This window comes from Paenibacillus vulneris (assembly GCF_039543185.1).
Lineage (GTDB): Bacteria > Bacillota > Bacilli > Paenibacillales > NBRC-103111 > Paenibacillus_S > Paenibacillus_S vulneris.
The window spans coordinates 131,973-144,402 of sequence record NZ_BAABJG010000002.1 but is presented as its reverse complement, the minus strand read 5'-3'; the positions used below and the strand labels follow the sequence as shown (position 1 = coordinate 144,402).

Below are 12,430 nucleotides of genomic sequence, written 5' to 3'. Positions count from 1 at the left end.
AATCACCTCACTGATCCAAAGCGATTTAGTGCTACTGATAGCAGGAATTTAATGAAAATACCGAGATAGACAAGGGCATTAACAACGATGCTATATTTTTGTTTATAATGTTTTTTATGAAACAAGTACATAGCTCTATGAAATTCATATATAATTTTAAATGGCTTCCGCCTACTACTTGCCCCTTTTAAATGAAGAATTTGTGTATAGGGATAATAATGAATCTCCCAGCCCGCTTCCTTTATCCGATAACACCAATCTACATCCTCACCATACATAAAGAAATCTTCATCAAGCCCCCCGATTTGATTGATAACCTGGGTTCTTACCATCATAAAAGCCCCCACAAGACAATCGACAGGATAATCTTGATCCTCATCCATATAGCTAAGCTGGTATTGATTAAATTTGGGATTATTCGGAAACATTTTAGATATTCCAAACGCATAGTAGAAGGATGCTGATGGCGTAGGAAATCCCCTCTTACAGGCTTTATCTAAGGATCCATCACTTAAAACCACCTTACAGCCAGCTGCTCCAATAGAGGGGTGGTTATCCATAAATCTGATCATAGTATCTAATGTTTCGGTTTGTACAATTGTATCGGAGTTTAACAATAAAATATAACGACCGGATGCAATTTTAATTCCTTGATTATTGGCTTTTGAAAAACCTAAATTTTCATTGTTTTCAATTACAATTACTCGGGAAAACTGCTTCCTAACTTCATTCACTGAGGAATCTGATGAGTTATTATCTACTAAAATGACTTCGTACTCAAAATCAGTCTTCGATGCAAAAACCGATTGCAATGCATTCAGGGTAAGTTGACAAGTATTATAACTTAAAACAATAATGCTTAGATCCATCGCTTTTCTCCATAGTATTAATAATACGAATAGTATACCATGAAAACAATTGTATGACGATCAGCAAGCATTATTTGAAATACCTGTAAATATCCGTTAAATCTGCAGCGATGTTATTTTGTATGAACTTCCGCTTGCGTGTTAAATCGGGGAGTTTCCGATAAAAGTCCAACCACGAAGCTAGCACTTTCGGTTCCTTAAGAAGAAAATAAAATAAGCTACCGATTTCGTAAATAATAAAGGGGAAGAAATGCCTAACAATCTTACTCGGCTTGTCATTTTTTATTATCATTTTATACCTATTTATATAGGATAACTTTCGGACAAACAAAGAGATTTGGGATCTTCCTCCCTTCTTCCAACCTCTGTCGTGATATGCAATAGCATCACTACAATAATAAGCCTTCCAGCCGAATAATTGACCGCGCCATGCAACATCTACGTCTTCCTTATAAGCAAAAAAATCTTCATCAAAAAAACAGCCATCTATACTAATACTTTCAACCATTCTTTTTGTATATAGTGCCGCTGCCCCGGAAACACCAAACACCTCACCACTATATTCCCATTTGCCGTTTATATCTCCAGCTCCTCGATCAAAGGCTCTTCTTGCTTTATTCATAACCAGACCTGTACTATCAATATAATCTGGCGACTGTTTAAAAAGAAGTTTTCCCGTGGCACTACCGAACTGTTTATTGTTTTCTAGTCTATTTACCAAGGCATAGACATAATCCGGATGTAATATGACATCCGGATTTAAAATCAAACAATATTCACAATCTGACATTCGAAGAGCTTGGTTATGCCCTGCAGCAAAACCACCATTGTGCTTATTTTCAATGATAATGATATTGTTGTATTTTTGAAGTTTTTCTTTTGTAGAGTCTTTTGAATCGTTATCAACTACGATAATAGAGTGAATCGGGTAGCTTTGTCTGAAAACAGCTTCTAAACAACTATCAATGTAAGCTTCGCTATTGAATGTTACAATGTGTACACTTACCCGTTTCATACGGACTCTCCATTATATTTTTTCAAAAATGCTACAAGAGCTTCTCTCCAGGGACGCAAATCTTCAAAATTATTTGTACGAATAGATAGATGGTCCATCACTGAATATTTTGGACGTGCAGCTGGTCTAGGAAATTCTTCCGTAGAACAAGGATTCACCGTTATGTCTAAGCCACTTTCTTCAAATATAGCTTTGGCAAAATCAAACCACGAGCAAATTCCACTATTACTCGCATGATACACTCCATAATTTTCAGTCATAACCAACTTGAATAGAAAGGCTGCAAGATCTTCTGTAAACGTTGGCGAACCGATCTGATCATGAACTACCTTAAGTTGATCACGTTCTTGAGCAAGCTTTAACATCGTTTTCACAAAATTGTTACCGTGGAGACCATAAACCCATGAGGTCCTAACAATAAAATATTTTGTACTTAGGCTCTGAACAAGCAGTTCTCCTGCCCTTTTAGATTTGCCATAAACTCCAACAGGATTTGTGTTGTCATATTCTTTATAAGGCGAAGTAGCTGTACCATCAAAAACATAATCCGTACTAATATAACACATTTTACTCCCAATATGTTCCGCGGCTATTGTAACATTACGAGTCCCAATAGCATTTACTCTATATGCCTGCTCTTCTTCGCTCTCTGCTAAATCAACGGCCGTATATGCCGCACAATGAATGACAACGTCAGGACAATGGGCTTTAAATGTTTTTTTACACTGCTCAATATCCGTTATATCTAACTCATTACGGCCTAATCCTACTACATCACAAAACTTTTCAAATAATGAAACAACATCTCTCCCAAGCTGTCCATTCGCACCTGTCACTAGAACCTTCATGACGACGTTCTCCTATCTCGATGCGTATTGTTTTTCGTAATACTCTTGGTATGCACCCGATTGAATTCGCTGCCACCATTCTTTGTTATCCAAGTACCATTGAATTGTAGCTTTAATACCCGATTCGAAATGGTATTGAGGTTGCCATCCTAATTCATTTGTAATCTTTGTAGCATCGATACCATAGCGTCTGTCATGACCTAAGCGGTCCTTCACGTGAGTAATTAGTGATTCCGGCTTACCGAGCTCAGCTAAAATAGTCTTGATAATCTGCATGTTTGTTCTTTCGTTGTTTCCGCCTACATTATATACTTCTCCATTAACACCTTTGTGCATAACCAAGTCAATTGCACTGCAATGATCTTCTACGAACAGCCAATCCCTAATATTTAGTCCATCTCCGTATACTGGTAATGATTTATCATTCAAAGCATTAGCGATCATTAAAGGAATTAGCTTTTCAGGGAATTGGTACGGCCCATAATTATTTGAGCAACGAGTAATATTTACATTCATTCCGAACGTCTCGTGATAAGCTCTAACCAGCAAATCCCCTCCAGCTTTACTTGCTGAGTAGGGACTATTTGGTGATAATGGAGTTTGCTCAGTAAATAGACCGGTTTCACCTAAAGAACCATAAACTTCATCCGTTGATACTTGTACAAACTTGGTGACACCATATTTTTTAGCTGCATCCAACAAGACCTGTGTCCCCATAACATTTGTTTTCACAAAAATCTGAGGATCCAGTATGCTGCGGTCTACGTGAGATTCTGCAGCAAAATTGACTACGTAATCGATTCCTTGCGCAAATAAACTATCGACAAGCTGAGCGTCCGCAATGTCGCCTTTGACAAATGTATAATTTGAATTCCCTTGAACATCAGCAAGATTCTCCAAATTCCCCGCATAGGTTAAGGCGTCTAAATTAATCAGTTGATAATCTGGATATTTCTTTAGCATATATATGACAAAGTTACTTCCAATAAATCCGGCACCACCGGTAACAAGAACTTTCATGTTAGCCTCCGTTAGTCAAAATTAATTTCAGCATCTTTTAATAAAGGATGTTTGGAATCCTTCTCGGACAAAATAGGATTGGTTGTGGGCCAGTCAATGGCCAGCGATGGATCGTTCCAAGCAATCCCCCTGTCATTCTCTGGCGAATAATATTCATCTACTTTATAGAGCACTTCAGTATTAGGCACAATTGTACAAAACCCATGTGCAAAACCTTTTGGAACCAACAACTGACGTTTATTGGCAGCACTTAAAATAAAACCGGCCCACTGACCAAACGTAGGAGAGTTTTTTCGGATATCTACAACAACATCATAAATAGCTCCCGCAGAAACTCTGACAAGTTTAGTTTGAGCTTTAGGATTCAACTGGTAATGCATCCCCCTTAAAACACCTGTTTCCACAGAAAGGGAATGGTTGTCCTGAACAAATGAATACTCAATTCCCAGCTCTTTAAATTTTTGATCATTATAGCTTTCCATAAAAAAGCCGCGATTATCACCAAAAACTGCCGGTTCAATAATAAATAAGCCCTGCATTTTTGTAGAAATTAGCTTCACCAATTTCACCTTCTTATAATTTTAATTTGCCGAACTCTTCACCGAAAATAATATCTTTAGCCAATTCATTCGCTTTTTTTAATGATTCGTGAGTGCCTGCATCCGTCCACCAGCCCTGTAAAATATCATAAGTAAGCTGATTTCTTTGAATATATGCGTTGTTAACATCCGTTATCTCTAATTCACCGCGGCCAGATGGTTTTAATGTTTTAACAATACCAAATACAGAGCTATCGAACATATAAATTCCTGTTACAGCGTAACTGCTCTTAGGATTCTGAGGCTTTTCTTCAATTGAAACAATCTTATCCCCCTGAAGCTCTGGAACCCCATACCTTTTAGGGTCATGGACTTCTTGAATAAGAATTTTAGCCCCAAGTCTTTGATTCTTAAAGTTATTTACATACGCTGTAATACTATCTGAGAAAACATTATCTCCTAAGATTACTATCATTTGCTCATTTCCAACGAAATGTTCCGCCAAGTCCAGTGCTTGTGCTATACCGCCCGCTTCATCTTGGACCTTATAAGTAAAACTGACTCCTAATTCACGACCACTCCCAAGCAAATTCACGACATCTCCCATATGTTCTTTACCTGTTACAACAAGAATATCATGGATGTCAGCTTCTTTAAGTTTGGCTACTGAATGAAAAATCATAGGATATTTCCCTACAGGGAGCAAGTGTTTATTTGTAACTTTAGTTAGAGGATAAAGTCGTGATCCAGTACCACCAGCAAGAATTATGCCTTTCATAAATATTACCTCCTAAATTTCAATGGTTAGATCAGACAACAAAGTAGTAATGGTTAAAAAATGCTGTAGTTATTATGACATTCAGTACTACAAAAAACAACAAAAACAACTGATGCAGAATATGATATTTGCTTAGTAACTTTGAAAGGTATATATAAAAAGGTATACATACCATCATATATCGTACTACGCTAGTTAACCAAACATCGGAACTTGCAAAAGGTATAACAATTAATGAAACAGCATAGATAAATAAAACTAATTGAGTCTTATCATTTAAAATATCCCTAATATTTTGGATAACATATGTTAATAATACAAATAAAACAGCGATACTCACAGAAAAAGATATAACTCCATTATCCCAACCACCAGGTGCTATAAAATATGGATTTTTCACAAAATTATACAAATTAATAAAAGGAATTGTTGTGGATCTAAACCAATTAATTGATTGTTCGTGAAAAGGAGCCAAAAAGTCTCCTGTAATACTTTTCATATAAAATAAGTATGAAATAAAAGGAACTAGAGAAAGCAAGAAATATATTAAATATTTAAAATTCTTATAAAAAGGCATATCTTTATTTTTAAAGAAATTAAATATAATTAGTCCTACTAAAAAACAAATATTAATAAAACCTGGAACTCTTGTAATAGTGGATAACCCAGCAAACATAAAAGCAATAAACCATTTTTTTTTCAATCCATAAAATAAAGTCGCTGAAGATAATAATAAAAATAAACTTTCAGTATACGGTATAGAAAAATAAATGGAAGTTGGGTATATCGATATAAAAAAAATAACGTTTATTGCTTGTAAATTTGTTAATTTATTTTCTAAACATATATGATAAATAAAAATCAGACTTATAAAAAAACAAATGTTAGATAGTAGAACTGCAACAGAATTAATAGACATAAAATATAATATCTTTGAAAAAAACTTTATTAATAATGGATAAAAAGGGAAGAATACCCAATTAGCTGCAGAGTGCTTTTCAGATATTTTGTATTTATCATATCCATTTTTGGCGATATTTAAGTAAAATCCCGAGTCAAACTTTCCAAGCTCTTTGATATTTGGGAATTTTGTTTCTTCAATATGCGATGGCAACTTGAGATTTAATCTTTCCCATCCATCACTTTGAGATATAATTGAATATTCAGGTTTTTTTTCATAATTCGGAAATAAATTTATTCCTAAATAACCAACAAAGAAGATCATGCATCTGCTAATCAAAAAAACTAAACATATTACTACGAACAACTTTTTATTTAGAAATGCTTCAATTTTGTTCATAAATGGTTACTACTCCTGATCATAATTAATTCGTAATTTTAGTTAGTTTTTTTTCTAGGTATGCAAGTAAATCAGTTCTTAAATCTTCGCGTTCAAGTGCACACTCAATAATAGTGGTAATAAAACCCAACTTCTCACCTACATCATATCGAGTTCCATCAAAATGATAACCGTATATATCTTCATAATTATTTAATTGTGCTAATGCATCCGTTAATTGAATTTCTCCACCGGCTCCAGTTTCTTGTTTTTCCAAAATATCAAATATAACAGGGGTTAATATATATCTTCCCATAATTGCTAGATTTGATGGTGCTTCATTCAATTTTGGTTTTTCAACCATATTATTAATTTTATATATTTTTTCCTCTATTTTATTTGCATCTATAATCCCATATCTAGATACTTCCTTAAATGGTACTGGCTGCACTCCAATCACTGAAGATTGAAATCTATTAAAGATTTCTAACATTTGTTGTAAGCATGGTTTAAAAGAAGATTGAACAATGTCATCTCCCAATAAAACAGCAAAGGGTTCGTTACCAATAAACTTTCTAGCACACCAAACAGCATGTCCTAGACCCTTTGCTTCTTTTTGACGAATATAGTGTATATCAACAAGACTCGTTACTTTTTGAACTTCATTTAATAAGTCAAACTTCCCTTTCAATAACAAATTCTGTTCTAATTCTAAGTTTCTATCAAAATGGTCTTCAATTGCTCTCTTGCCTTTGCCAGTAACTATTATGATATCTTCGATACCGGATTTCACTGCTTCTTCAATAATATATTGAATTGTGGGCTTATCCACTATGGGTAACATTTCTTTTGGCATAGCTTTCGTAGCTGGAAGAAATCTTGTACCTAAGCCAGCTGCAGGAATTATTGCTTTTTTTACTTTCAAAACTTTAACACCCTCTTTCTATTTTTCAAGAAGATTCTTAAGTGATTCCAATATATGATTCCATTCATAATTCTTTTGAAAATTATGACTCATAGAATTATTTCTTGTTTTTTGACTTAATTGCAATAAAGAATCAGTAATAGAATTAACAGAAGAAGGATTGCAATATAAGGCGAAATCACCAAAATACTCCTTGACAGGTGGCACATCTGAAACTACAATAGGACATCCAAGCGCAGCGGCTTCCAATGAAGCAAGTCCAGGTGTTTCAATATAGCTAGGTTGAATATGCCCAATGCTTCTATTTAAAATATAGAATGCTGTTTGCTGATCAACATAGTCTATGAAGTGAATATTCTTATTTGATATTTCCTTTACTTTTTTTGCATATTCCTCAGCCCCAGTAGATGTCCTTCCTAAAATCAACAAATTAATCTTCGTTTTATTGGCTGCTCTAACCAGATTTAATTGATTCTTCCTGGGGCCAATCCCTCCTATACAACAAATGAACTTTTCAGGTAATTCAACATTAATAGATTCAATCTTTTGGCTTATTAGTGCTTGAACATCAATCCCGTTTAGTATTACAAATATTTTTGACTCTAAATGCTCTATCTGGAACTTTTGTATTAAATGAATTTTCTCGGCATTTGAATTTGGACAAATAAATTTTGCATGTTCTAATATAAATAAAGCTAGTTTATGGAAATTAATAATATCTAAAAAATCAACTAACTTTTTATTATTCTTATAAAATCGATACCCCCTTAGATAAGAATTCATTTTAGTAGGAAGAACAAATTTAATAATAGACTTAAATGACTTAATCTCATCCATATTAAGCTTATCAATATCCCAATAAATAGGGAAAAAAATATAAGGTATATTTTTCTGTATAGCAGCTTTAGCTTGCAAGTAAGCTTCATATGGCCGCTGTAAATTAAATATGAATACAGTATCTACATCAGACAAATCATATTTCAAATCATTTGTAACTACAACGTTATAATTAATACTTTTCAGATATTTTGCTATTGCATAAATTTGTACAGTATCTCCACCCGGAGTTATCCCTGCATCAGTTCTATTAAATAAAACAATATTTCCTTTAGAGTTCATCAGGAGAATCACAACCTTTGGTTGAGTAAACATAAAACTTCTCTTATTCTATCATTCCATGTATTAGCTTGAGCAATCCTTTGCATTTCATCTCTTAGAAAAGGATCCTTCAATCGTGTTAAAGCAAGTTTAAGCTTCTTATCAAAATCCTCAACGCTACTAGCAATCAGTACAGCTGACATATTATTTATTTCAGGCATATTTGAAGCAATGGTTAATTTGCCTCCAGCCATATACTCATATACTTTGACTGGGGAAGTATTAAGAGTAATATCATTAAGTTTAAAGGGAATCATAGCTACGTCAAAAAAAGATAAAAGTTGCGGAATTTGACTATATGTCACTCTAGGCAATATTACGACATTTGAATTATTTTTTAGCTGCTTTATTTTATCCTCTACACTTGGGTAAACTTCGCCAACCAATAAAAATATGCAGTTCGGATTTTTTACCGCCATGTAATTTACAGCCTCAAAATCAAACCAATCAGCAATAGCCCCATAGTAACCAACTATATATTTATTTTCTTTTTTAGCAACAGCCAAATGACCCCAATTGGAGGGATACTGCTTATTATAAAAAATATTAAAATCTTCAAAATGAACACCATTAGGAATCAAATAACAATCTGCTCTTATATTTTTCGTTTCTGCTAATATTTTTTTTGCAGTTGCTAGGACCAAATCAGCGTCAATTAATGATTCTTTGAAATCCTCGTATATATTCTCATAATTATTGAATGTGTTGATATGATCAATACAATCATATATTTTTGTAACATAGTTTGGGAGTTTTTTTACAAAATTATGTTGATGAGGCCAATATTGCCAAACTACTATATTATTAATCTTATATTGAGTTATTGATTTTATTAGTAATTGTCCCTGCATATTATCATTGTATAAATAAATATTATCTTGAACTTTTTTCAATCCTCTTACATTCCAATCAGGGCTGTAAGGAAAGGATAAATCAACTAAATAAATAACCGTATAACCAAGATTAGCCAAAGATCTAGCAAGTTGCTGAGGTCTTTGGAACATATATCCCCAGGGACAAGAAGGCCCTGGGAACACAAAAATTTTCCTTCCCTGTGATTGTTTGAATAGCAATTCAAGTTCTTCTAATATCGTATTTTGTGAAGGGAACTTTATTAACACATTACGAAAAAAGGTCTTATAGATTAATTTTCTAACTAATATCTTGGGCGATTTAAGCAATTTGAGTCCTTTAATAATTTTTTTAGTGTGCGTGCTCATATGAAGCAGCTCCTATTAAATTCAAAATTTCTTTGGAATTTTTTACCAGTTTTACATGTTTATTACCCTGCTTTATTTTATAAATATTATCTTCGCTTAAACGATCCTCATATATTATCGTTTGCTGAGAGCCTGAAAACTCTGTAAAATCAGTTTGTCCGCAATATATTACATAATCAAATGAAGTTTTTTCAAACAAATCTGTTCTATTTGAAAAATATAAAGTAGGTGCTATTTTCCTAATGCCAACAAGTTCTTTGCTATGATAATTGTAAATAATGGAAATTGTTAAAAACTCCTCAAACTTAGAAAGAATTCTAACAACTTCTTTACTTAATGTATCCTTAGTAGTCCACTCAGTATCACCAAGTACTAATATTGTTTTTTTATTTATTGATTTTATTTTTTCCCTTATAGTTATGGCATCAACAGCATCATAAAATATTGTAGAAGGTGGTTTTGGAAGACTCCATTTTTTCTTCCATTTTTCTTCAAAATATGATTTATTTTTTTCAAATAGATTTCTGTATTTCTCATCATCTAACTTCTTAAAACTAACACTTCCATGGTGATAAACAAATGCATCCTCAATAATAGCTAGTTTATATCCTAGACTCAACACTCGTTCGCAATAATCATCATCTTCAAACATTCCAATACCGAATGCTGTATCTAGATCCCCTACTTTATCATAAACTTCTCTTCTTATTGCTACACAATAAAAACCCAATAAATTTGTATGCCTCATCTTATTATCGTAAAAATAATAAAAATCTCTTAGCCATTCAACATCAGGCCCATTTTGTGAAGTGCCTTGAAAAAAATCCAACATTTGGTCGTTGCCTACTGAATTAGAAACCGGACCTACCATCCCAATTTCGCTATTTTCATTAAGAGGTCTAATTAACCTTTCAATCCAATTTTCCGTAAGGATAGTATCATTATTTAATAAAATGATGTATTTTCCTGTTGCTGATTGACAGCCCAAAGAATTACCTCCAGAAAAACCTAGGTTTTTAGGAGAAAAAATTAATTTTAATCTTGGATGTTTTAATTTAGATAATTCAAGGCGCGTCTCATCACTAGAAGCGTTATCAACTATAATATATTCAGTATTTGGGTAAGTGTTATTATTAAATAAACTTTCTAGACACTGTTTAGTAAAATTCCAATTGTTAAAAGTTACAATTACTATACTTACTAGTGGATAAAATTCATTTTCTACAATATTTTTAAAATCTTTATATCTCGCTAACCATGTGTTTTCTTTAGCAAATTGCTTACGTTTTTCAATATCTTGTTTTCTTCCATTCAGACACTCTCGAATTTTCCTCTCAAATTCGTCACATGAATTTGCAAGATGAACTAATTCCTCTCCTATAATTTCCAATTCTGGCAACTTTGTTGAGACAACCGGTTTTCCTGCAGCTAAATATTCATAAACCTTTACAGGGTTTGTAGACATTGTTAATTCATTTATTAAGAAAGGAATAATACACACATCAAAACCATAAAGATATTTTGGTAAATCTTTATAGGGCTTTTCACCTGTAAATATAATATTTTCTATATTCTCCGCAGTTGAAGTATCACAGCCAAATGTATCGCCTACAAGCACAAACGTCCAATTTTTATTCCTTTTTGCTAAATTTTCTATCAGACGGATATCAAACCATTCTGAAATTGCGCCATAATAGCCTATAACCGGACCTTCTAAATTTTCAAACTCTCCTGCAAGTTTTTTTGGAGGCACAGAAAAATGCTCAAATTCACCGGCATTTCTAATTAATTTAACATTGTTGTTTTTACGATGCATTTTATCATATAATCTTTTAGATGATGTCACTACTACATCTGCTTTATTTATTAAAATTCCTTCGGAGGAAAGCATATCGGATGAATTAGTAGAAAAACCAGCATGATCATCCATACAATCATAAATTACCTTATTATTATCAAGTGACAACGCAAGGGGAGCCCAATAAGGTAAATCTAAAATTGAGACACTACTTTTGATTGAGAATTTCTTTTTCAAATGATCTATAGACCACTGCAAGTATTTTAAGTCTATTTCATCATTAATAGTATTTTTATAAGCATTCAAAAAATTATTAGAACAAAGCTTTACCCACCAAACATTTTGTTGCAAAATTTGTATTTGGAGTTGATCAGCAATATCTTCCTTTCCTAAATTTGGGTTATTAAGTGCCAGCGTTTCAATTGAAAAATAAAAAACCCTATGATTGTTCTTTGAAAATTCTGATGAAATCTGCTGCGGTCTCTGCCAGCGGAAATTCCACTCAATAACAGGGAATCTAAAAATATCTACACCCTCTACACATTCATTGGCAATTTTTTGTAGATTTTTTATATCAGATATATCTTCCATTTCATTTAAATCAATATGCAAATTTTGAATTTGTTTTTTATCAACATATGCTATTTCAAATTTTTCAATGGGACTGAACCTTGCAAGTTCTTGATCTTTAATTATTGGCTTTTTTAGTATTTTATTTAATGACCATCTTATAAAATTCTTTTTTTCCAGTCTGCTACCTTTAAGAAATTGTTCATTAAACCGACGCATAAGACACATTACTTTCCAAGCCTTAGTTACACTTGCTCTATTAATTTGGGTATCAAGCTTTATAAGTGTTTGAGTATTTATTTCGTTTACATTTTGTGTGATATCATACATCTTATCTTTAATAACTATACTTTTTTCCAATGTTCTCTTTATTTTGTCTAACCGATCCATGAATTATTCCCCAGCCCCTAT

Annotated in this window: 11 protein-coding genes; all 11 read right to left on the bottom strand. The window is 32.9% G+C overall.

What is annotated here, in order from left to right; genetic code table 11:
* Positions 1–2 precede the first annotated feature (2 nt).
* Entirely contained in the window at positions 3–869 is an 867-nt protein-coding gene (locus ABEA66_RS01080) for a glycosyltransferase family 2 protein (protein ID WP_345585245.1), read from the bottom strand.
* A gap of 70 nt (positions 870–939) precedes the next feature.
* Positions 940–1,884: a glycosyltransferase family 2 protein gene (locus tag ABEA66_RS01075; protein ID WP_345585243.1), complete on the bottom strand. Its 945-nt coding sequence runs from the start codon at positions 1,882–1,884 to the stop codon at positions 940–942.
* On the bottom strand, positions 1,881–2,732 hold the full coding sequence (rfbD, locus tag ABEA66_RS01070; RefSeq protein ID WP_345585241.1) for a dTDP-4-dehydrorhamnose reductase: 852 nt from the start codon (positions 2,730–2,732) through the stop codon (positions 1,881–1,883). The genes ABEA66_RS01075 and rfbD overlap by 4 nt, the downstream gene beginning before the upstream one ends.
* 12 nt (positions 2,733–2,744) lie before the next feature.
* Complete coding sequence (gene rfbB / locus ABEA66_RS01065; RefSeq protein ID WP_345585239.1) at positions 2,745–3,752, bottom strand: dTDP-glucose 4,6-dehydratase; 1,008 nt, start codon at positions 3,750–3,752, stop codon at positions 2,745–2,747.
* A gap of 11 nt (positions 3,753–3,763) precedes the next feature.
* A complete protein-coding gene (rfbC, locus tag ABEA66_RS01060; protein WP_345585237.1) occupies positions 3,764–4,312 on the bottom strand; it encodes a dTDP-4-dehydrorhamnose 3,5-epimerase in 549 nt (182 codons plus the stop codon).
* A 13-nt stretch (positions 4,313–4,325) separates the two neighbouring features.
* Positions 4,326–5,069, bottom strand: a complete 744-nt coding sequence (locus ABEA66_RS01055) for a sugar phosphate nucleotidyltransferase (protein WP_345585235.1) — start codon at positions 5,067–5,069, stop codon at positions 4,326–4,328.
* A 31-nt stretch (positions 5,070–5,100) separates the two neighbouring features.
* The gene (locus ABEA66_RS01050; RefSeq protein ID WP_345585233.1) at positions 5,101–6,369 is read right to left on the bottom strand and encodes a mannosyltransferase family protein; all 1,269 of its coding nucleotides are present in this window, start codon (positions 6,367–6,369) and stop codon (positions 5,101–5,103) included.
* Positions 6,370–6,394: 25 nt separating this feature from the next.
* Positions 6,395–7,273, bottom strand: a complete 879-nt coding sequence (galU, locus tag ABEA66_RS01045; protein WP_345585231.1) for a UTP--glucose-1-phosphate uridylyltransferase GalU — start codon at positions 7,271–7,273, stop codon at positions 6,395–6,397.
* 18 nt (positions 7,274–7,291) lie between these two features.
* The gene (locus tag ABEA66_RS01040; RefSeq protein WP_345585229.1) at positions 7,292–8,425 is read right to left on the bottom strand and encodes a glycosyltransferase family 4 protein; all 1,134 of its coding nucleotides are present in this window, start codon (positions 8,423–8,425) and stop codon (positions 7,292–7,294) included.
* Positions 8,401–9,651 (bottom strand): glycosyltransferase, encoded by a 1,251-nt coding sequence (locus tag ABEA66_RS01035; protein ID WP_345585227.1) that lies wholly within the window; start codon positions 9,649–9,651, stop codon positions 8,401–8,403. The genes ABEA66_RS01040 and ABEA66_RS01035 overlap by 25 nt, the downstream gene beginning before the upstream one ends.
* A complete protein-coding gene (locus tag ABEA66_RS01030; protein ID WP_345585225.1) occupies positions 9,635–12,409 on the bottom strand; it encodes a glycosyltransferase in 2,775 nt (924 codons plus the stop codon). Before ABEA66_RS01030 ends, ABEA66_RS01035 begins: the two co-directional genes overlap by 17 nt.
* Between the last annotated feature and the right edge of the window lie 21 nt (positions 12,410–12,430).

Coding starts and splice junctions, on each gene's coding strand:
- ABEA66_RS01080 (WP_345585245.1), bottom strand. CDS start 869: ATGGATCTAAGCATTATTGTTTTAAGTTATAATACTTGTCAACTTACC.
- ABEA66_RS01075 (WP_345585243.1), bottom strand. CDS start 1,884: ATGAAACGGGTAAGTGTACACATTGTAACATTCAATAGCGAAGCTTAC.
- rfbD (WP_345585241.1), bottom strand. CDS start 2,732: ATGAAGGTTCTAGTGACAGGTGCGAATGGACAGCTTGGGAGAGATGTT.
- rfbB (WP_345585239.1), bottom strand. CDS start 3,752: ATGAAAGTTCTTGTTACCGGTGGTGCCGGATTTATTGGAAGTAACTTT.
- ABEA66_RS01055 (WP_345585235.1), bottom strand. CDS start 5,069: ATGAAAGGCATAATTCTTGCTGGTGGTACTGGATCACGACTTTATCCT.
- ABEA66_RS01050 (WP_345585233.1), bottom strand. CDS start 6,369: ATGAACAAAATTGAAGCATTTCTAAATAAAAAGTTGTTCGTAGTAATA.
- ABEA66_RS01040 (WP_345585229.1), bottom strand. CDS start 8,425: ATGTTTACTCAACCAAAGGTTGTGATTCTCCTGATGAACTCTAAAGGA.
- ABEA66_RS01035 (WP_345585227.1), bottom strand. CDS start 9,651: ATGAGCACGCACACTAAAAAAATTATTAAAGGACTCAAATTGCTTAAA.
- ABEA66_RS01030 (WP_345585225.1), bottom strand. CDS start 12,409: ATGGATCGGTTAGACAAAATAAAGAGAACATTGGAAAAAAGTATAGTT.